Origin of the sequence: Dyella sp. GSA-30, from assembly GCF_027924605.1 — a bacterium.
GTDB lineage: Bacteria > Pseudomonadota > Gammaproteobacteria > Xanthomonadales > Rhodanobacteraceae > GSA-30.
This window is the reverse complement of the sequence record NZ_AP027042.1, coordinates 2,818,525-2,839,432: the sequence shown is the minus strand read 5'-3', so window position 1 is coordinate 2,839,432 and position 20,908 is coordinate 2,818,525. Positions and strand designations below refer to the sequence as shown.

The 20,908-nt window shown below is 62.7% G+C and carries 16 protein-coding genes; 3 read left to right on the top strand and 13 right to left on the bottom strand.

Annotated elements, in window-relative coordinates:
- Positions 1-170: 170 nt before the first annotated feature.
- The 12 genes from QMG46_RS12505 to QMG46_RS12450 all read right to left on the bottom strand — a co-directional run bounded on the left by QMG46_RS12505 (position 171) and on the right by QMG46_RS12450 (position 11,099).
- Entirely contained in the window at positions 171-536 is a 366-nt protein-coding gene (locus tag QMG46_RS12505; protein WP_281848162.1) for a hypothetical protein, read from the bottom strand.
- Positions 533-1,150: an OmpH/Skp family outer membrane protein gene (locus tag QMG46_RS12500; protein WP_281848161.1), complete on the bottom strand. Its 618-nt coding sequence runs from the start codon at positions 1,148-1,150 to the stop codon at positions 533-535. The genes QMG46_RS12505 and QMG46_RS12500 overlap by 4 nt, the downstream gene beginning before the upstream one ends.
- Positions 1,147-1,779 carry a hypothetical protein gene (locus QMG46_RS12495; RefSeq protein ID WP_281848160.1) on the bottom strand — a complete coding sequence of 211 codons (633 nt, stop codon included), beginning with the start codon at positions 1,777-1,779 and terminating at the stop codon, positions 1,147-1,149. The genes QMG46_RS12500 and QMG46_RS12495 overlap by 4 nt, the downstream gene beginning before the upstream one ends.
- A gap of 15 nt (positions 1,780-1,794) precedes the next feature.
- Positions 1,795-3,549, bottom strand: a complete 1,755-nt coding sequence (locus tag QMG46_RS12490; protein WP_281848159.1) for a putative porin — start codon at positions 3,547-3,549, stop codon at positions 1,795-1,797.
- 53 nt (positions 3,550-3,602) lie between these two features.
- Complete coding sequence (locus QMG46_RS12485; protein WP_281848158.1) at positions 3,603-4,274, bottom strand: TonB C-terminal domain-containing protein; 672 nt, start codon at positions 4,272-4,274, stop codon at positions 3,603-3,605.
- 16 nt (positions 4,275-4,290) lie between these two features.
- Positions 4,291-4,698, bottom strand: coding sequence for an ExbD/TolR family protein (locus tag QMG46_RS12480; protein WP_281848157.1), 408 nt, complete (start codon positions 4,696-4,698; stop codon positions 4,291-4,293).
- A gap of 14 nt (positions 4,699-4,712) precedes the next feature.
- Positions 4,713-6,533 (bottom strand): DUF2341 domain-containing protein, encoded by a 1,821-nt coding sequence (locus tag QMG46_RS12475; RefSeq protein ID WP_281848156.1) that lies wholly within the window; start codon positions 6,531-6,533, stop codon positions 4,713-4,715.
- A 50-nt stretch (positions 6,534-6,583) separates the two neighbouring features.
- Entirely contained in the window at positions 6,584-8,188 is a 1,605-nt protein-coding gene (locus QMG46_RS12470) for a ShlB/FhaC/HecB family hemolysin secretion/activation protein (RefSeq protein ID WP_281848155.1), read from the bottom strand.
- Positions 8,185-8,364 (bottom strand): hypothetical protein, encoded by a 180-nt coding sequence (locus QMG46_RS12465; RefSeq protein ID WP_281848154.1) that lies wholly within the window; start codon positions 8,362-8,364, stop codon positions 8,185-8,187. The genes QMG46_RS12470 and QMG46_RS12465 overlap by 4 nt, the downstream gene beginning before the upstream one ends.
- A gap of 468 nt (positions 8,365-8,832) precedes the next feature.
- Complete coding sequence (locus tag QMG46_RS12460; RefSeq protein ID WP_281848153.1) at positions 8,833-9,834, bottom strand: FecR family protein; 1,002 nt, start codon at positions 9,832-9,834, stop codon at positions 8,833-8,835.
- A gap of 4 nt (positions 9,835-9,838) precedes the next feature.
- Positions 9,839-10,384 (bottom strand): RNA polymerase sigma factor, encoded by a 546-nt coding sequence (locus QMG46_RS12455; protein WP_281848152.1) that lies wholly within the window; start codon positions 10,382-10,384, stop codon positions 9,839-9,841.
- Positions 10,385-10,388: 4 nt separating this feature from the next.
- Complete coding sequence (locus QMG46_RS12450) at positions 10,389-11,099, bottom strand: STN domain-containing protein (RefSeq protein WP_281848151.1); 711 nt, start codon at positions 11,097-11,099, stop codon at positions 10,389-10,391.
- A gap of 189 nt (positions 11,100-11,288) precedes the next feature.
- Here QMG46_RS12450 and recC point away from each other — a divergent pair, with 189 nt between their 5' ends.
- From recC to recD, 3 genes are read left to right on the top strand one after another with little or no spacing between them, the layout of a single operon-like run.
- Complete coding sequence (gene recC / locus QMG46_RS12445; protein ID WP_281848150.1) at positions 11,289-14,759, top strand: exodeoxyribonuclease V subunit gamma; 3,471 nt, start codon at positions 11,289-11,291, stop codon at positions 14,757-14,759.
- On the top strand, positions 14,756-18,418 hold the full coding sequence (gene recB, locus QMG46_RS12440) for an exodeoxyribonuclease V subunit beta (protein ID WP_281848149.1): 3,663 nt from the start codon (positions 14,756-14,758) through the stop codon (positions 18,416-18,418). The genes recC and recB overlap by 4 nt, the downstream gene beginning before the upstream one ends.
- A complete protein-coding gene (gene recD, locus QMG46_RS12435) occupies positions 18,408-20,330 on the top strand; it encodes an exodeoxyribonuclease V subunit alpha (RefSeq protein WP_281848148.1) in 1,923 nt (640 codons plus the stop codon). The genes recB and recD overlap by 11 nt, the downstream gene beginning before the upstream one ends.
- Before the next feature lie 12 nt (positions 20,331-20,342).
- Here the strand turns inward: recD and QMG46_RS12430 are convergent, their stop codons facing one another.
- The gene (locus QMG46_RS12430; protein ID WP_281848147.1) at positions 20,343-20,900 is read right to left on the bottom strand and encodes a GspH/FimT family pseudopilin; all 558 of its coding nucleotides are present in this window, start codon (positions 20,898-20,900) and stop codon (positions 20,343-20,345) included.
- Positions 20,901-20,908: the final 8 nt, after the last annotated feature.

Here is a 20,908-nt window from a genome sequence, read left to right as displayed (position 1 = left end):
GCCGCGACCCGAGAGCCATCGACGATCGTGTTCGCCAGGGCGTCCCTGCCCGCCCGCTTTCCCTATCACTTAACTAGACCGACCGATCCATGGCCGACTGAACCGCTGTCACTGAAATTTCATCTACCTAGGCAACTCAGGCGATTTAACGCGCCTCTGCAATGCAACCGTCATCGACCGGGCACCAATAAGGGCGGCGGCACCGGCGGCGGTGGACGCTGCGGATGCACCGATCTGCCCAACTGATCGCCCATGCGATTGCTGAACGCGGAAAAATTGAACTGCCCGACCTGCCGGTTCGACGGCTCGGCGGCCACCGCGGCGGTCAGTCCCGGCGCCGGCGGCGCGGAGGTGTCGGGCGCGAGCTGATGATTGAGGCACGCATAGGCCAGCACCGGATGATCGTTGATGCTGACGTCGACGCAGGTATCCGGGTGGGGCGCCACACGTGCAGCGCCCTTGGTGTCATCGGCATGCGCAGCCGCCACCGCGACGACGAATAAGAGGCTTCTTACGCTCGCGCGTAACGGGCTCATGGGCTGCGTTGACCACCGTTGGCCGGCAGGCTTTCACGCTCGAAACTGATCGTGGTGACGCTTGCATCGAGTCCCTGCACGACGGCTGCGGTGAGGTCGTTGCTCATGTTGCCGCCAAGTACCGCGTTGCGATCGAGCAACAGGCCACAGCCCTTGTTCTTGTAGACATTGGCGATCACCGGCTGCGCCAGCTCGGCAATGCGTCCAGTCGCCTTTTCGCGCGTGATCTCGATTTCACGCGAACGCTGCGTGTTGAGCTGCTGGACTTGCTGCATGCGCACTGCAAGCGCCTGCTCCTGCTTCATGCGATCGTCCGGCTTCAGACTTGCCGCCTGCGCACGTAGTTTCTGCACATCGGCATCGACCGGCTTGCGTTGCGCGTCGACTTCGGCCTGTGCCTGCTGCGCAAGCTGGTTGAGGCGAGCCGATGCGGCAACGCCAACCTTGGCATGCGCCACGATGGCTTCACGCGACAGCAGGCATACGCCGGCAACTGCAGGACCATCGAGCGGCGCGACCTTGGGCGATGCCGGCGGCTGTGCCGCCGACACCGCTGCCGCACCTAGTGCCACGGCGACGCCAAGCACGACTCGTTTCAGACTGTGCACGCTCATGGCTGTTTCGCCGGCGTTGCGCGCGGATCGTAGCGCTGTTCGTACATCCGGTCGCCGTAGGCTTGTGCAGCGTTGTCGAGCTTGACCCGCGCCGATGTGGCGAACGGCTGGCGCGCAGACATCAAGGTGCCCATGTCCATATGCGCATAAGCATCGATCACCTCAAGGCCCACCTTGTAGAGCTGTTCGTTTTTCGCCGTGCAGGCCTCGACCTGCTTCTGCGATTCGCCCAGTTGCGTGGCCAGCGTCGCATTGCGCGCGTCCTGCTGCTTGGCCTGGTTGGACGCCTGGGCGAATGCGGCTTGCGCTTGTTTCGCCTCTTCCTGAGCCTTCTCGCGACCCGCCTTTTCGGCGGCATTCTGGGCGGCCAGCGCGGGCGACGTGCCACGCGTCTTGGCCAACTCGGCCTGCGCCTGCTCCAGCGCCTTCTTGGCCTGGTCGCGCTCCTGCTCCAGCGTCGTCTTCTGCCCTTGCCACTGCGCCTGCTGATTCTGCAGATCCTGCAACTGGCTGCGCGTGTCACGCAGCTGCGCACGCAGCTGTTCTTCCAGGCTTTGTTGCTGCGCATGCAGTCCGGATGCGCTTGCGCACAATCCCAACCATACGACCATAGCTACGATGCGTTTCATCGGCGTAAGCCCTCCTTAGAACTTGCTGCTGATTTCAAGCTGCATCACATCGATGGACAGCGGCGGGCCGAATACTTCCTTGGAGTTGAAGTAACGTGCGGAGATCCAGGTGTTCGGCGCGATGCCGTAATCGGCGGTCAGGATGAAGCCCTTGGCGTTGGTGCCACCCAGGTGGAAGTTCTGGTCGGTAAGACTGTCGAGCATCGAATCGGGCTGGATGTACTTGTAGCCGAGCGATACGTTCCACTCGTTCGCCGCCATCGGATTCGGGGTGCCGACGACGCCGCGAACCATCCAGGCGACCGGACCGCTCTTGTAAGTGCCGGGGACATTGGGATCGCTGCTGCTTTCGAAGTTGTTGACCGGCTGTCCCAGACCGTTGGGATAACGGAACGCCGTGCTCTCGTGATAAGCCATGTTGCGCACATAGTCCGCCTGCAGGCGCACCGGCGTCTGGCCGACCTTGAAGTCGAACTGACCGGTCGCGTTGGCCAGGTGATAGTTGTAGGCCAGGCCGACCAGCTGCGGCTGCGCGTAGTTGCTCGGATTGGTGGGGTCCGGAATGATGTCGCGCAACAGGAATACCGTATTGCCCTTCTGCATGTACTGCGGCGCGGTATCGTCGGTGCTGCAGAAGTTGATACCGGTGTACAGCGCGCACGGCTGCGACAACTGGCCCTGCATGCGATTGAAGTAGTAATACGCCAGCGCCACCTTCAGCTTCGTATCCTGGTCGAACTTCCAGATCGCACCGATCTGCGCTGCCGTCAGCCATTTGTCGTAGCTGGTGTTCTTCTCGGTACCCAGGGCCTGCGAGGGCGTATCGTTGCCGGTGAACTCGATCGGGAAGGCGCCGACCGTGGCAAACGTATCGAGGCTATCGTTGAACGGCACCTTGAACTGGCCGGCGATACCGTCGAAGTTCAGTTCGTTCGAATAGATCAGGTCGGTGGCAAGGAAAGGGTTGGCGAAGCGACCCGCCGAGGCCTTGGCCCAATCGGTCGGGGTCCAGGCGATCCAGGCGCGATCCAGCCAGATGTTCTTCTTGATCAGGCCGCCGCCCAGGGTCTGCGTGGTCGAGACCGGATTGTTGTCGTTGCCCGAACCCAGGCGGATACCGGCGGTGATGGTGTCGCCCAGCTTCACGTCCATGCCGATATGCGCTTGCAGACGCAGCATGTTCAAGCGGTTCTGCTGCGTATTGAAGATCGGCGGCGTCACGCCCTGGGTGATCTTGCTCAGGTCGAACGGACCCGTGCGATTGAGCGTGCCGTAGTCGATAAAGAACGGCGAATTGCTGCGGCTGAACAACCACGATTCGTCACGCACATGGATATCGCCCGACCAGCTGATGCGATCGAGCCATTCGGGCAAGGCATTGGGTTCGGCCCAATGCTCGCTCTTGGCCTGTGCGATCACTTCTTCCTTGACCTGGTCGCGGATCTGGTTGCGTACGCTTTGCGGCACATAAGGCACACGCACATCGCCCGGCTGCGCACCGTCGTTGGCGGTGGGATTGGCCTGCGCAGTCTGGCGTGCGGCCTGAGCCGCTTCAGACTTCGCCTGTGCCAGCAGGCCGTCGGCATCGGCCTGGGTAATCAGGCCTTTCTTCACCATCAGGCGAATCAGGTTGATCGTCGCATTGGTGGACGGGGCTGCATCCTGCGCTAGCACACTGACGCTCGCTCCACCCAGCAACAGGCTGACGGCCAGGCACAGCGCGCGACGGTGCAGTCGCGTGGAACCTGGTTTGGCGATCGATGACTTCATGAGTTTCTCCGCTGCGGCTTATCGCCGTGGCTGGGTGGATAGATAGAGTGGTGTCAGCTGGGTCGCCGTCCGCGCATCGATGCGCGTATGGGCATGGATAATTTGGGTGGCGGCGCGGTATCGAGATGCAGCCCCTGCAAGGCATCGATCAGCGCCTGATCAGTGGTCGGCGAGCCGCTGGAACCCTGAAGCACGATGCGGCTGATGACGCCGTCCGGGCCGATCCATAGATTCGCTTGCACGTCGAACACCAACCGGCGCGTGCGCTCGTCACGCTGGATCGCCTGCTGCAATTCATAACCGAGGTATTGGTCGTAGGAGCCGCCGCCCACGCCCGTACCGCCGCCCGAACCGACCATGCCGCCACCGTCGCCCGCACCGATATTGAACGAGTCGTTGCCGGCCTGCGCCGGACCATCGATGGTGATCTGCTTGGGTGAATCGGGGGCCTGCTTGGGTGCCTCGACCGGCTTGACCGGCTCGTTCGGCTTGGCGATTTCCTGCTTGGTTTCCTCGACCTTCTTCGGTTCCGGCGGCTTCTCTTTCGGTGGCGGCGGTGGCGGCGGCAACGGCGTGATGGTGGCGATGCGCGGCGCCGAACGGCGCACGCCCACCTGATGGCCGGCAAATTGCCAGACCGCCAACGCCACCAGCACGACCACCACCAACGCGATCAGACGACCGCGCCAGCGCTGCCAGGGAGTTTTCTGATCGAAATCGTCCATCGACTCGCGCCCGGGCTCAGTTGCTTTGCTGCCGGCCGGTCACCAGACCGACCTGCGACAGATCCAGACGACGAAGCAGATCGAGAATGTCCACCACCTTCTGGTATTGCACGTTGGAATCGCCTTTGACGATCACCGGGAAATCCGGCGAGACCGCCTTTTGCGTGCGCAACCGCTGCTCGAGCTCACCCAGCGTCACCGGGAAGGCATCGAGAAAAATCTGCCCGCTATCGGACACGGTGATCGCCTTGGTCTGCGGCTTGGCCAGACTGACCGAGGCACTGGCCTTGGGCAGGTTCACCTTGACGCCCTGCACCGAAGCGGTGGTCATGATGATGAATATCACCAACAACACATAAGCCAGATCGAGCATCGGCGTGATGTTGATGTCGTCATAGGGCTTGTCGTCGTCCTGTACTTGCATGGCAGCGCGCTCCCTTAACCGACCACGGCACGTTCGGGTTCTTTCTGGTCGATGTCGCGATGCAGCTCGGCCAGGCGCGTTACGAATTCATCGACGAACACCTGCATGTTCGCCGTCACTGCCTTGTTACGGGTCAGCAGGTAGTTGTAGCCAAACAGCGCGGGAATCGCGACGAACAGACCAGCAACCGTCGCCAGCAACGCCGCGGAGATACCCGGCGCGATCGCGTTGACGTTGACGTCGCCTGCCGCGGCGATCGCGGCGAAGGTGATCATCACGCCGACCACGGTACCGAGCAGACCCAGGAACGGGCCGCCGGAAATGGCGATCGTCAGCAACACCATCGAGCGGGCCAGGCGCTGGTTCTCACGCACCAGCGTCGAGTCCATGACCGCGCGGATCGCTTCGATCGACTCGGAGGCGATGACCAGGCGACCATGACTGTCGCGGCGACGCCAGACTTCCTTGGCGCCGACTTCGTAAAGCCGGAACAACGATGACTTGCCCAGTTCGCGCAGCAACGCCGGCTGCCCTTCCGCACTGGCCATGCCAAGCAGATTGGTGCCCTGCGCGCGGAAGCGATCGAGAAAGCGGTCATTCGCACGGGTGACTTCGCTGACATAGCGACCACGCGTCCACATCACCACCCACGACAGCACCGCCATGATCATCAGGATACCGATGACCACCCAGGCGTCGACGGTGACGGACTTGACGATGATGCCGAAGTAGCCAAAGCCGAAACCGGATTTCTTCTCGTCTTCGCCATAGGCGATCAGCTTCGACTCGGCGCCCTGCGCCAGCACGTCGGCCTGGATCAGCGTCACCGGACGCGCACTGCGCGAGAGGCGCAATTCGTCCATTTCGCCGGTGAAGTTCGCCAGCGCTTGTGCCGCGTCGGCACCGGCCGCCTCACCACCGATCGTTGCCGCGCTGGTCAGCGCAGGCAATGCCGCGGCGACCTGTGCATACGACTTGCCATCGACATACAGGGTGACCTGGCCGGAACCGGCGACCACGGCGATATGCGTCCACTGGCCGGCCTTGAGCGGTTCGCCCGGCTGGCTGCGCTGCGGCTGGTCGCCATCGACTTCCACGAATGGCACCGCACCGTTCAAGCCGATCAAGAGGGCCTTGCCATCCTGGCGATGTGCATACAGCAGGGTCGGCGCGGTCGGCAGCGCATCGAGCTTGATCCAGCTGCTGAAGGTAAACGCGCCACCGGCCGTAGTGGCCAGCGAAGCACTGGCCGGCAGGGTCACGGCCGTCTTGCCGTCGAAGCTGGCCGCCTTGCCGATCACGCCGCCATCGACCATGCGCAACATGCCGGCTTGCGCATTGTTGTTGTACGCAGTGGCGTCGTGCGGCGGCGCACCGGCGTTGTCGTCGAAATGGTAGACAAGCGCGTAATCCGGGTCGAAGGTTGCCGCGCCATTGCTTTGCGCTGGCGCCTTGCTGTTGCCGTAGTACATCCACACGGTCTGCTGCGCACTGGCCGGCAGGTCGGTCACGTCCAGCCAGATCTGCGCCACGCCAAGGACCGGATCGAAGCTTTCGATCTGGTAGTTCAGCGGCGTCTTTCCGTCCGACCCGATAAAGCGCAGGTCGTTGCCGTTCTGCGCCACGCCGTCGAACTGGAAGTTACCCGAATGCAAGCGGATCAACAGCGGCACGCGCCCTGCCCCTTGCGACAGATTCGCGCCCTTGGCACTGGTGTCCAGAGTGATTTCTTTTCGGAACGACCAGTCATCGTTCCACCAGCCCGCATCGGCGGCGAGCGTGATGCGCGGCAGCCATGCTAGGCATAGCGCACAGACCAGGATCAGGAATCGCATGACCTTTGAACCTCTATCCGAAATGAAGTGATATGCCATCGCCCGGTGCCTCACAGACCGGCCTTGACGTTGAACAGCCATTGGCCGTCATGTGCTTTGGTGCGTACGCCATCCTTGAGTGGGAAGGCGTATTCGACTTCGCCCTTGAGGCTGCCGAACAAGGCGAAACGCGTGCCTATGCCGGTGCTGAGCAAGGTGAAGCGACTTTTCTGTTCCGGCAGCGGGCTGATCAACAACAGCCGCGAGCCGTCGAGGAAGACATGGAAACGCCACTCGTCGACCGGTGCGCCCAGCCAGGACGCGACCGAGGGGCTGCGCAATTCGACCGAACCGATCGCGCCGTTGTCCGCTGTGTTCTCGGCCGAGAGATAACCACGCACGCTGCCCGCGCCACCCGCCGCGAACTGTTCGCTCGACACCAGCGGCGAGTCGGAGCCCTGTGCATCGGCGCGGAACGCGATCGCATAATCGCCGGCAAACTGATGGGTGTAGTTGAAGCTGGCGCGCAGATACGCAAAGTCCGAATGCGACTTGAAGCGCTGGTTGTCGAACTCGCCGCGAGTACTGCCGACGCCGCGTGCGCCGAAGTTGCCGGCAACGCTGAAGCCCATCGTCGACTTGTCCGTTACGTGTTGGCCGTTGTAGGTCAACGAGAACGGCAGATAGGTCACCGGCGATTCGAGGGTGTCGGCACCTAATGTCGTGTTCTGATCGAAATGCTTGCGACTGACACCGAAGGAGACGCTCTGCGTGTACTGCCCCAGCGTCGGCAATTGGCGTGTCGCCATCAGGCTGTATGCATGACCGCGACCGAGCACCGTGGTGCCGCCGACGATGTTCGCATTGCTGTTGGACTTGTAGCCCGAAGCGAGCAGGCTCCAGTCCTGATTGAGCGGCGCAAGGTACGAAAGCGCGTAGACCTCGGCGGCGTTGCGATCCTGCGGCGCCACGATGTATGTGAGCGATACCGAATGACCGGCCTGCCACAGGTTGTCGTAACCGACCGTGGCGATCGTGCGCAGCTCCGGCGTGTCCTGGCTATGGTCGTTGTTGACCTCCAGGCTCGCATGCAGCGGATAGGTATCGTTGACCTTGAGCGTCACGTCCATCGTCTGCGGCAACGCACCGGGCTTGAGCAGGGGCACGACCTGTTGACCCGCCTGGCGATTGACCTGCGTCAGTTCGTTCTGCGCGTTGCCGAAGTTCGGCACGGTGCCCTCGGCCAGCGCTGGCACGGCGTCGCGAATTTCCTGCGGCGAATGGTATTTCGCGCCTTCGACGCGCACATGACCGATGCGGTTCTCGGTTACTTGCAACAGGACCACACCGCCCTTCACCTGCTGCGGCGGCACGTCGACCACGATCGATTGATAGCCCTTGTCCTGATAGGCCTTCTGCAGCGCGTCGCGCGCACCGTGCACGTCATCCATGCTCCGGTCGGGGCCGAGGAACGGCTCGACGATCGATTCGATATCGACGCTGTCCAGCACCGTGTTGCCACGCACCAGATACTCGTTGACGTCGAACTTCGACGGCGCCTGTGCCGGTGCCTGGGGGGCCTGTTGGGCGTACACAGTCGGCATCACCGACATGGCCAGTGCCATCCCAAGCGAACGGCGCAGCAACGCTGCTCCCGCTTTATTCCTTATGCTCATCCGATCACCCGCTGTTGCGCCAGCACCATTCCATGCCGGCCGGCAGGCCACGCTAGCGCGCCATCGATAACCGAATGGCGACAGACAGATGTCGCACCGTCGATGCCGCCAAGCCACGACGTGCCGATCGTGGACAGGCCGCCATAGGCACCATCCGAGTCCGCCTGATAAACCATCCGCTCGTCCCCCTGCCCGTCGCTATCGCGGCGGGCCTATCAATGAGTGGACGTCCTTGTCGCTATGTTCAATGCCTTTGCCTGGGAAGACGGCTGTCTATCGGCACGACTGAACACATGTCACGAAAAATTCACTGAGTTGGCCTGATGGGTGGCCAAACGCGCGGGTGTGACATCAAAGCGTCATAAGAAAAAGACAATGTTCGCGCCTGTCGCGACTGCAACGACGTCCGCATCCTGACCTCCCCGGGCGATGCGGGCGTTGCAGTCGCGGCACGTTTCTTTGAAGGGGGCGCGGGCTCGCCTCGCATCGCCTTCTGCTTCCCCCCCTCACCCCAGCCCTCTCCCCCGGCAAAGCCAGGGGAGAGGGAGCCGACTGAGTAGATCCTCAGCGTTCCGTATTTCCGAAAACCTGCTCCCTCTCCCCTGGCTTTGCCGGGGGAGAGGGCTGGGGTGAGGGGAAGCTCTTCAGCTCAGCAAGACAATCCCACCAGGCAACGACGTGACATGCGCCCCATAGGCGTCATGAATCAGCGCCGCGACATCGGTCAGCTGGTTGAGCATGAAGCGGGCATGCACCTTGCGCGCAGCCAGCTGTTTGTCCATCAGCACGATCTTGCCTGGACGATAACGGTTGATCTCATCGACCACCTCGGCAAGCGGCTGGTTGTCGAAGACAAGCACGCGTTGACGCCATGCCACCGCGTTCTGGGGATCGACTGCGATGGCTTCACCCACGCCACCGGCGTCGTAATTCACTTCATGCGCCACCTGCAGCGCGACGTGGTCGTCACCGCATTCCAGCGAGGTTTCGCCGCCCAGGCAGATCACCTGCACTTGTGGCCCGGTGCAACGCACATTGCACTGACTGGCCGCGGCAACACGCACGCTGCCCGCACCGGCAAACACAGTGAAAGGATGGATGAGCTGCGGGTCAGTAAGAATCTGTGCCTCGCCCGATACCAGCTCCATCGCCACATGACCGCTGGCGGTCTTGCGCATATTGATCGTGGTCTGCGTATTCATCTGCACGGTCACGCCCGGCGCGACAGCGACCTCACGCTGCTCGCCCGTGGCTGTGCGGTAATCGGCCGTCAGTTCGCCCAGCGCCGGCCACAGATGCCCCGGCGGATTCAGACTGAGAAAGCATACTGCCGCAGCCGATGCAGTAAGCAGGCCGCCGAGGAATGCTCGACGATTCATGCGTGGCCCGCCATGCGCCACGCGTATCGGCCGCCGCCGCGTACCGTGCGCTTCGCTCTGGCGCATCGATTTGGCCGCCGCGCCCAGCCCATCCCACAGCAGCCGTGCCTCGACGAAAGCGCGCTCGTGTTCTTCGCTGCTGGAAAGCCACACACGGAATGCCTCGGCGTCGGCCGGAGTGGCCTGACCGGAGGTCAAATGCAATAGCCAGGCCTGCGCTTCGCTGCGCGATTCGGGTGCCGGGCGGGAGGAAAGTTCGACTGCCATGCTCTTAAGACTCGTTTCCTGCCCCGGGACCGAACCGCTGAAACACCTTCCGATCGAGACGCTCGCCACAAAATTCCAAGGCTTTGCGCAGTTCCTTGCCCACCATGCGTACCGAGATGCCGTAGCGCGCGGCGATTTCCAGGTGCGGAGCCTCTTCGACACGGGCCGCCAGCAGAATGTCCCGCTGGCGTGCAGTGAGCTCGCTCAGGGCCTGTTCGAGCACCTCCACCTCCAACCGCGCATGCACGACCCGTGCCGGGTCGAGCGCATCGTCGGCCAGATGCAGCAGCTCTTCGACCTCGCTGCCAGTCAGGAAACGACTGTCCGTTTGCCGCTGGTCCGCCGCCACGTTGAGCGCCATGCGAAACAGGTAGCTATCGGGATTGCGCGCCTGGCCGCCGGCTTCGTCCATGCGTTCGACGCGCAAATAGGTTTCCTGCAATACGTCGTCGACCAGATCGTCCGAACCCAGCCGACGCTTGAGGCGACGGCGCAGATCCTGCTGCCGCTGCATGAAAAGACCAAGCATGGTGACCGAGGTGGAATTCATCGCCTCACCCGACACGCTGATAGGGACTGCAGTCGAACGGATGCTCGGCTGGACGCGGCAGCAAGAGAATGGTGATCGGCTGTGGCATATCGGCCGGCATCTCGCTGACGACAAGGCCGGCGGCGAGTGTTTCGATCTGGGTATCGCGCGCGGCATTGCCGGTGGAACTGAGCAGCTGCGTGCGCGTCACCGCACCGGAGGCGTCCAGCCACAATTGCATGGCCAAGCGATAACGCCCAGGGTGCGTCCGCTCCGAGCTGCACAGGCTGCGCACAAGACTGGTCTGCAAGCGACCGGCGAAATGTTCCGAGGCTGCTGCGTCGACACCATCATTCGGGGCGTTCGCCGCCGCTGCGGGAGTTTGGTCAGGCATCAAGGTGAAGGCTTTGGGCGAGGCGTAGTGTGCGGCCAGCCCGCTGCCATCCAGCAGACGCTGCAAAGCGTCGGGCGCGCTGTAAGAGCCAGTCACGCCGGGTGAACGACGGTTGCGGACCAGGTTGTCGTCGAACAACACCGCCACGCCCGTCTGCTCGCTATAGGCACGCAAGGCCGTCATGAGCGCCTGCGCCGGGATGTCGAAATTCGTGTGCTCGTCAGCCGTCGCTGCATCGGAAACATCCTGGGAAAAGCCCGCCTGAAAGATTTCCGCAACACAAGGCGTGCTGGCCAGCATCGTGCACCCGATCCAGACAAGCACACCGCGTGGCACCGCCATTCCCCAGCCCGCCCGATCTCAAAAGGAGGTACGCACCGGGCGGTCGGCTCCGCGACCGGGAGGCAAAGCGCTCGGTAAGGCATCTAGCCTAGGCAGGGTTTGTGACAAACAGATAACCGTCTTGCGGGACATTGACGCCCCATCCAGCCACAATGAGGGCCTGGAAGCGACTGCGAGCCTGCCGCACCCGTGAGTACCACCCTCGAGCTGCCCCTGGGCGTCCCGATCGAACCCGGCCTGATGGTCATCCATGGCAATCGCCTGGAAGACCTGCGCGACCTGCTGACCGCCTGGCTGGCACGCACCCCGCTGCGACCGCTGGAAAACGAGCTGATGCTGGTGCAAAGCAACGGCATCGCGCAGTGGCTGAAGCTGGCCCTGGCGCGGTCCCCGGCCGAGGGCGGCCTGGGGATCAGCGCAGCCGTGGACATGCAGCTGCCGGGGCGGTTTCTGTGGACGGCCTACCGTGCAGTCCTTGGTGACGCGGCCGTACCGGCCACCTCGCCGTTCGACAAGTCACGCCTGACCTGGCGTTTGCTGCGACTGCTACCGGACCTGCTCCATCAACCGGACTTCAAGCCGCTGTCGGACTTTCTCAGCGGAGACGACTGGAACAAACGCTTTCAGCTGGCCGAACGCATCGCCGACCTGTTCGACCAGTATCAGGTCTATCGGGCCGACTGGCTGGGCGATTGGGAGGCCGGGCGTTTGATCCTGCGCGATGAGCTGCGCGGCCGTAGCCTGCCACTACCCGACGCCCAACGCTGGCAGGCGCACCTGTGGCGCATGCTTATCGACGATGTTGCCCCGGCGGATCGGCACAGCCATCGCGCGGCGGTGCATCAGGCTTTTGTCGAACGCCTGCAAACCACCACAACACGACCGGCCGCATTACCGCGGCGCATCGTCGTCTTCGGCATGTCGTCGCTGCCGCAGCAGACGCTCGAAGCGCTGACCGCGCTGGCGCGTTTCGTTCAGATCTTCCTGGTCGTCGCCAACCCGTGCCGCCACTACTGGGCCGACATCATCGAAGAGCGCGAGCTGCTTCGGGCCGACCGTCGCCGCCATGCGGTCAAACCCGGCCAGCCCGCCGAGCCGCGCTTCGAAGACCTGCACCTGCATGCCAATCCTTTGCTCGCCGCCTGGGGCAAACAAGGGCGAGACTTTATTCGCCTGCTCGATGCCTTCGACCAGCCCGAACGCTATCGCGACCAGTTCGTCGCCTGGAGCCGCGGGATCGATCTGTTTGCCGACGTTGCCGACCCCGAACGTCCGCGGTTGCTTGCGCAGATACAGCAGGCGATTCTCGATCTGCAACCGCTGCCGTCATCGCCTGAGCAGCGCAAGCTTTGGCAGCAAAACGACACATCGTTAGGCTTTCACATCGCACATAACCGCCAGCGCGAAGTTGAAGTGCTGCATGACCGGCTGTTGGCTCTTTTCGAACAGGCGGCAAAAGCCGGCAGGCCATTGGCGCCGCGCGACGTGATGGTCATGGTGCCGGATATCCAGACCTATGCGCCGCATATCCAGGCGGTATTCGGACGCATTCCATGGGACGATCCACGCCACCTGCCCTATTCGGTCGCCGACCAGCGCAGCCGCGGTGCCGTGCCCTTATTGGTCGCACTGGAACATCTGCTCGCCTTGCCCGATTCGCGCTTCGCTGTGAGCGAAGTGCTCGATCTGCTTGACGTACCGGCGTTGCAGCGTCGCTTCGATATCGATGAGGCCACGCTACCCATGCTGCGCCGCTGGATCGAAGGTGCAGGTGTTCGCTGGGGATTGGACGCCACCCAGATCGGCAGCCTGGATCTCCCGCAGATCGAACAGAACAGCTGGGTAACCGGTTTGCGCCGCATGCTGCTCGGTTATGCCGTGGGCGATGGCGAGGTATGGAACGGTATCGCGCCGTATGGCGAAGTGGGCGGCTTGGACGCAGCCACCGTCGGACCCTTGCAACGGTTGCTGGAAACACTGGCGGCCTACTGGCGCGCATTGCGCGAACCGGCAACGCCCGACGCCTGGGTCGAACGTCTGCGCGCACTCTTGATCGAATTTTTCGACACCGGCAAAGACAGCGACGATAGCGATCTGCTCGGCCGCCTGGACGACGCCTTGAGTACCTGGCAGCAAGCCTGTGCCCAAGCGCAGTTCAATCTACCCGTACCGCTACAGATCGTCCGCGAGCACTGGCTGGCCGCAATCGACGAAAGCCGGCTGACGCAACGCTTCATGGGCGGGGCAATCAGCTTCGGCACCTTGATGCCGATGCGCGCGATTCCCTTTCGCGTGATCTGCCTGCTTGGCATGAACGACGGTGATTATCCGCGACGACAGACGCCAGCGGATTTCGATCTGATGGCGCTGCCCGCATTGAGTCGCCCCGGCGACCGTTCGCGTCGCGAAGACGATCGCTATCTGTTCCTCGAAGCGCTGCTCTCGGCACGCGATACCCTGCACATAAGCTGGGTGGGTTTGAGCGAGCGGGACAACAGTGTCATGCCACCCTCCGTGCTGGTCGGCCAGCTGCGCGACTATCTCGCCGCAGGCTGGCATACGCCAAACGATACGTCGCTGCTTTCCGCGCTGACTACCGTTCATCCACTGCAGGCATTCAGTCAACGTTATTTCGACGCCAACGACCCCGCAATGCTGACGACGTACGCCAGCGAATGGGAGCACGCGCGCCGTGATGTCGCGACGGTCGACACATTCGACACGCTACCGGATGTCGTGCCGGCAGCTGCACTGAGTATCGCGCAGTTGCAAAACTTCCTTGCGCGTCCGGTTCGCTATTTTTTCAATCAGCGTCTGAAAGTGTATTTCGACGATAGCGATACCGAAGTCGTCGATGACGAGCCCTTTGCGCTCGGCGGACTGGATCGCTACCAGGCCGAACAGGAGCTGCTCATGGCTGCGCTCGGCACCGCCGCTCCGCGCGAAGCGATCATGGCAGCTACCGAACGCCTGCGCGCGCAGGGCGCATTACCACCAGGCGGGTTCGGCAGCCTGGCGCAAGCCGAACTGGACGAGAGCGTGGGCGACCTGGCTGCGCTGTGGCAATTTATGGACGAGCTTTACCCCCATCGGCTCGCACCCGTCGAACTCCAGCTCGCGATCGGAGGCTGGACGATCGAAGATTGGTTGAACGATCTACGCAGCGGTGACGACAACCAACGCCTTCGTATCACCCTGGTACAGGGCGGCCTGCGCGACGGCAAGACGCTGCGTTACGACAAGCTCATCGCGCCCTGGATCATCCACTTGCTGGCCAATGCGCAAGGTTTGTCGATGCGCACGCATATCGTCTCCGCCGACGCGCAGCTCCGCCTGGAAATCATCGATACGACGCAGGCGCTGGCCTGGCTGGCTCAACTGATCGCCGCCCTTGAACAGGCTTTGACGCAACCGCTCGCCGCATCGGCACGTGCTGCCTTCGCGTGGCTGCAGGCGGAACGGGGCGACAAGCCCACGTACGAAGCGGCAAGGCTTTGTTATGAAGGTAGTGACTTTGGTATGGCAGCGGAGCTGCAACGCGACTCCTATCTGAGTCGCGCCTGGCCAAGCTTTGCCGCACTCCATCGCGGCGGTTTCGAAGCCACCCTGCCGCTCTACCGACCGCTGATGGAAACCCTGGTCGACGAGGCGGCAGCATGAGCACGCTGACCCTGCAACCGCTGACCATGCCGCTACACGGCATTCGATTGATCGAAGCCAGTGCCGGCACCGGCAAGACCTGGACCATCGCCGCGCTTTATCTGCGCCTGGTGCTAGGCCATGGTGAACCTGCTCAAGAACCGCTCCTGCCATCGCAGATCCTGGTCCTGACCTTCACCAAGGCGGCGACCGCGGAACTGCGCGAACGCATCCGCGCACGTCTTGCCGACGCCGCGTTGGCGTTCCGCTTGGCCACGGCGCCGGACGATGCATTTCTCGCCGAGCTAATCGCAGCCTATCCGGACGATGAAGCGCGTGCCGGTGCGGCGCGACGCCTGGAGTATGCCGGGCAATGGATGGACGAAGCGGCTATCCATACCATCCATGGCTGGTGCCAGCGCATGCTGCAGCAGCACGCGTTCGACAGCGGTCATCCATTCGCGCAAGACACCCAGGCCGACGAAAGCCTGCTCCAGGCCGAAGCGATCCGCGACTATTGGCGCGCGCACTTCTTCCCGCTGGACCGTTACGGTGCCGCTCGGATCCGGGCCTACTGGAAAACACCTCGCGATCTGCATCGCACCTTGCGGCCGTTGTTAAGCCAACCTATCGGTTATCTGCGCCTCGATGGCGCCCCGTTGCCCGCTATCGCAGATCTTGGGCAGCAGATCGAAACAGCGCTTGGCCCGGAACTCGCCGCGCTCGATCTGGCGCAACGCCGGTGGCGCGAACAGATCGACACGATCGATTCGACACTTACCGATATCCTCCAAAGTGGCGGCTTCAAGGCCAACATGATGAAGCCCGATGCAGTGGCGAACGATCTGTTGCTGCTGCGCCGCTGGAGCGAAGGCGGCGCGATCGACGAAAAGATTCTGCTGCGCTACACCCAGGCTCGTCTGATCAGCGCGACAAAAAAAGGGACGAAGCCACCGACCTTCAGCGCCTTCGATGCGATCGAGGCCTGGCAAGCGGCGCAAGCCAACGCTGCGCCGTTGAAGCCCGTGATACTGGCGCATGCCGTGCCGTGGATTCATCGACGTATCGAAGCGATCAAGCAACAGCGAGCACAGATCGGTTTCGATGACATGCTGCGTAGGCTGGATGGCGCGCTGCATGGCCTTAGCGGCGACCGGCTGGCGCACACCCTGGCCAAGGATTTCCCGGCGGCCTTGATCGACGAATTTCAGGACACCGACCCGCTGCAATGGCGCATCTTCGAGCGCATCTATGCGACACGACCGCAGCAGGCGCTGTTGCTGATCGGTGACCCCAAGCAAGCCATCTACAGTTTCCGTGGCGCGGATATTCACACCTACTTGCGCGCGCGCGATGCAGCGCTATCACCGACCTGGACGCTTTCCACGAACTACCGCTCGACCCATGGCATGGTCAATGCCGTCAATCGGCTGTTCGAGTTGGGGGACACGCATGAGAGCGGCGCCTTCGGATTTGGCCAGGCGCTTCCCTTCCACCCCGTAGACGCGCACGGTCGAAGCGAAACGCTGACCTACGAAGGCCAGCCGGTAGCCTCATTGACCTTCGCGCTACAGGGCGGCGAGCAAGCCGTCGGTATTCAGTCGTATCGTCATGCCATGGCCGAGCACGCCGCAGCGACGCTGGTCGACCTGCTCGATGCCGCACAACATCGGCGCTGCGGCTTTGTCGACCCACACGGGGAGCTGACCCCGTTGCGCGAAGGCGATATCGCCATTCTCGTACGTGGGCGTACCGAAGCCACGTTGATTCGCGACGCGTTGCGGCGACGCGGTCTTAAGAGCGTATTCCTTTCCGATCGCGACTCGGTCTTCGCCTCGCCCCAGGCCGAGGACATGTTGCGCTGGCTGCAAGCCTGCGCCGAACCGGGCTCCGATCGCGCCATGCGCGGTGCCGTGGCTACGCCGTCGATGTGCCAGCGCTACGACGAGCTCGAACGTCTGAATACCGATGAGCGTTACTGGGAAAGCAGCGGCGACTGTTTCCGCCGACTCCACGATACCTGGCTACGGCACGGCGTCCTGGCGATGGTGCACGATCTGCTGCACTTGTTCGACCTCCCTGCTCGCCTGCTCGCGTTGCCCGACGGCGAACGCAGCCTCACCAATATCCTGCACCTGGCCGAACTGTTGCAGCATGCCGCCGCAGCGCTCGACGGCGAGCGTGCCCTGATCCGCTATTTCGCCGCACGTATTACCGAAGCACACGATGCGCAGGTGGACGCCAGCGAAGAACAGATCGTCCGCCTGGAAAGCGAAGACGCGTTGATCAAGGTGATCACCATTCACCAGTCCAAGGGTCTGGAATACCCCTTTGTCATGCTGCCGTTCGCGGCGGCGACGCGCACCCGCAGCGACGGCGATGTTGTCGTATGGCATACCCAGGACGGCACGCCTGTAGCAGACCTGGCAGCCGGCGACCTGGCGCGTGCCGCTTCGGCACGCGAGCAATGGCAGGAAGACCTGCGATTGCTCTACGTTGCCTTGACACGTGCACGTCATGCCTGCTGGCTTGGTATTGCCTGCTATCGCATCGGCAACGCAAAAGCGCCGATGCTGCATCGTTCGGCGCTGGGCTACCTGCTATCCGGTGGCGAACCGATCGAACCTGCCGATCTGCCCAAGCGACTCGAGAACCTCAGGCGCGGTGTCGCGGATATCGTGGTGACTGCGTTAGCCGATGATGCCGATACGCGGGTCTATCGCTCTGCCCAGGCCCAAGCTGCGTCGAACCGACATGCGCTTCGCTATACCGGCTCATCCCCCGAGCCTTGGCGCATAGCCAGCTACAGCGGTCTCAAGTACGCGGAAACGGCACCAACACCGCATGCGCCGGAAACGGCGTCGCAAGATGTGCTCAGCGAGGCATTGAGCGAAACGACGTTGCCTTCCATCGAAACACAGGGCGAGCCGAGCGGCATTCATGCTTTTCACCGCGGCGCCATGGCAGGTACGTTTCTGCATGAGTTGTTCGAATGGGCCGCCGAAACAGGTTTTGCGAATGCCAGGGCTTCGCACGAAGAACTGATTACCTGGATCGCGCAGCGGGCACTACGCCATGCGTGGCAACACCATGCAGGCATGCTTTCGGAATGGCTGATTCAATTGCTCGATACATCGTTAGAGCTACCGACCGGCAATACCCTGTCGCTGGCGAGTCTGGAGCTCGGCCAGTACTACGCGGAACTCGAGTTCTGGATCGAAGCGGACCGGGTAGACACGCAACGACTCGATCAGCTTGTCGTCAAGCACACGCTAAGCGGCACACCGCGCCAACCGCTGGCACGCGAAACTATCAACGGTATGCTGAAGGGCTTTATCGACCTGATCTTCGAGCATCAGGGGCGCTACTACATCGTCGATTACAAATCCAACCAGCTCGGGCCCGATGCCCACGCTTATACGCACGATGCCATGCGGCAATCCGTATTGAACGAGCGCTACGACCTGCAGTACGCGTTATACACGCTTGCCTTGCATCGCCAGTTGCGCGCACGCCTGCCGGGATATCAATACCAACGCCATATGGGCGGCGTGATGTACCTGTATCTGCGCGGCGTCGACAGCGAAGGGCATGGCATCCATAACGAATGCCTGCCCTACGCGCTGGTCGATGCACTGGATCGTCTGTTCGACAACGAAGGTCGCGCCGATGCCGCTTGAAGCACTGCTACGGCACATCGAACAGGCCGCAGACCAAGGTCGCCTGCGACCGCTGGACGCGGCCTTTGCACGCTTTCTGGCCGAACAGGACGGTACCGGCAATGTCGTGCCAACGATGCTCGGCGCCCTGGTCAGCCAACAGTCCGGTGAAGGCCATCTCTGCCTTGAGCTCGACGCGCTGGGCGCCCTGATCGATCGACTGGACTTGCCGGCGAGCTGGCGCGAGCCGTTGCTGGATACGCCTGCACTCATGCAACAACTAAACGCCTCGACGGTGGTGGCAAGCGACGAACGGATCTCGGCGACACCATTGGTACTGGATAACGGCCGGCTTTACCTCCGTCGCTACTGGGACCACGAACGCCTGGTTGCGTCCGCCATCCAGCAACGCCTGCTCTCGCCCGTTACACCGCCACCGGGACTCAAGCAGGAGTTGTTGCGGTTGTTTCCAGATGACGGCAGCGGTGCCGTTCAATGGCCGCGTGTCGCCTGCGCCCTCGCTGCCCGCAGTGCTTTCAGCATCATCACCGGCGGCCCCGGTACCGGCAAAACTACCGCCGTCGTCCGTCTGCTCGGATTGCTTCAGACCTTGCAGCTGGCCGAACACCATCGCCCGTTACGCATCCGCCTGGCCGCCCCCACCGGTAAAGCCTCGGCACGCCTGAATGCATCCATCGCGTCACAGGTAGCGGCCCTGGACGTCAGCGAAGCTGTACGCGCGGCCATCCCGAATGACGTCGTCACGCTGCATCGACTGCTCGGCGCGCGCCCCGACAGCCGCCGTTTCCATCACCAGGCGAACGATCGACTGCACCTCGATGTTCTGGTCATCGACGAAGCCTCGATGATCGACCTCGAATTGATGTCCGCCGTGCTTACCGCTCTGCCACCGCAGGCGCGGCTGATTCTGCTCGGCGACAAGGACCAGCTGTCATCGGTGGAAGCCGGCGCCGTACTCGGCGATCTGTGCAAGCGTGCCGAAGCCGGCCACTACAGCGCGGACACCGCGCAATGGCTGCGCGACATCAGCGGCGATGACGTTACCCCATGGGTCGGCGATGATCAGCGACCACTCGATCAGCACGTTGCGATGTTACGCCAGAGTCATCGCTTCGGCGCGACCAGCGGCATCGGGCGCCTGGCGCAAGCCGTCAATGCCGGTCGCGCCGACACCGCCCAACAGCTTCTGTCTTCGTCGAACGACATGCACTGGCTACAGAGCGCCATCGACAGGCGTTCACTGGCCACCCTGGTGCTCGATGCGTCCACGGGCTACCGATATTATCTCGACCGACTCACCGCGCAGCGTCCCAACCCGCAGGCAAGCGAGCAGGATATCGATGCCTGGGCGCGCCAGGCGCTTGCCTCATTCTGGCGATTTCAGCTGTTGTGCGCGATACGTCATGGCGACTACGGCGTTGCCGGGTTGAACGCGCAGGTGGTCTCGCTACTGCACGAAGCCGGGCTGATCGCCAGCGAGCACGGCTGGTACGAAGGGCGCCCGGTGATGATCACTCGCAACGATTACAGCCTGGGCCTGATGAACGGCGATGTCGGCATTGCCTTGTCCGTTCCCGTCGAAGGCGGCCTGACGCAGTTGCGCGTCGCTTTCCGCATATCCACGGGCACCGACGGTGTAGAGCGCATCCGCTTTCTGCAACCGTCCCGACTGGCCAGCCACGAAACCGCCTATGCCATGACGGTGCACAAATCGCAGGGCTCGGAGTTCGACCATGTCGCGCTGATGCTGCCACACGAAGCGAACGCCTTGGTGTCGCGCGAGTTGTTGTACACCGCCATTACTCGCGCGCGGTCGAGATTCACGCTTTGTGCGTCGCAAACGGTCATCGACAGCGCTATCGCCAAACCGACACATCGCTATTCGGCACTCGCCGAAAAAGTTTCCAGCTAGCGCCAACAAGCCTCAGGTGGGCGTGCAGTCGGTACCAGCCGCCAGGTCCTGAACGATGGCTCGGCCTGTCGGCGAAATAATGATCGTCTTGCCGGGCACCGCACCCGTGCTGGTGCCTTCGGTGGCCTGACCCGACACCGGCTTGAAGCACACGCTTATCGCGTGCTGTACCTGGTCGCTAAGCTCGCCGCGCGAATTGAAGGTGTATACGGACTGGTTGGAGCGAATCGAAAGCGAGGGATTACCCGAGCTGCTGTGCAGGAGATCGTACCCGGCGGTACCGGCCGCATAGGCCGAGCCGGCCGCGGTGGTCGTGTAAGAGAGCCAGCCGCCATCGAAATTGGTGCTAGCCAACTGACACGACGTATCCGTTTCGGCAGCCCCGGGGGCGCGGGGACATACCGATACCTGCTTGCGCTGGCTGATCGCTTCGCTGCGTGCATTCTGCAGATCGGCCAGCACATTGTTGGCCTGTGCGGCAACGTTATTGCGCCGCATGAAGTCGCGGAAATTAGGCATCGCGGCCGCCGCAAGGATCGCAAGTATCACCGTGGTGATAACCAGCTCCATCAGCGTAA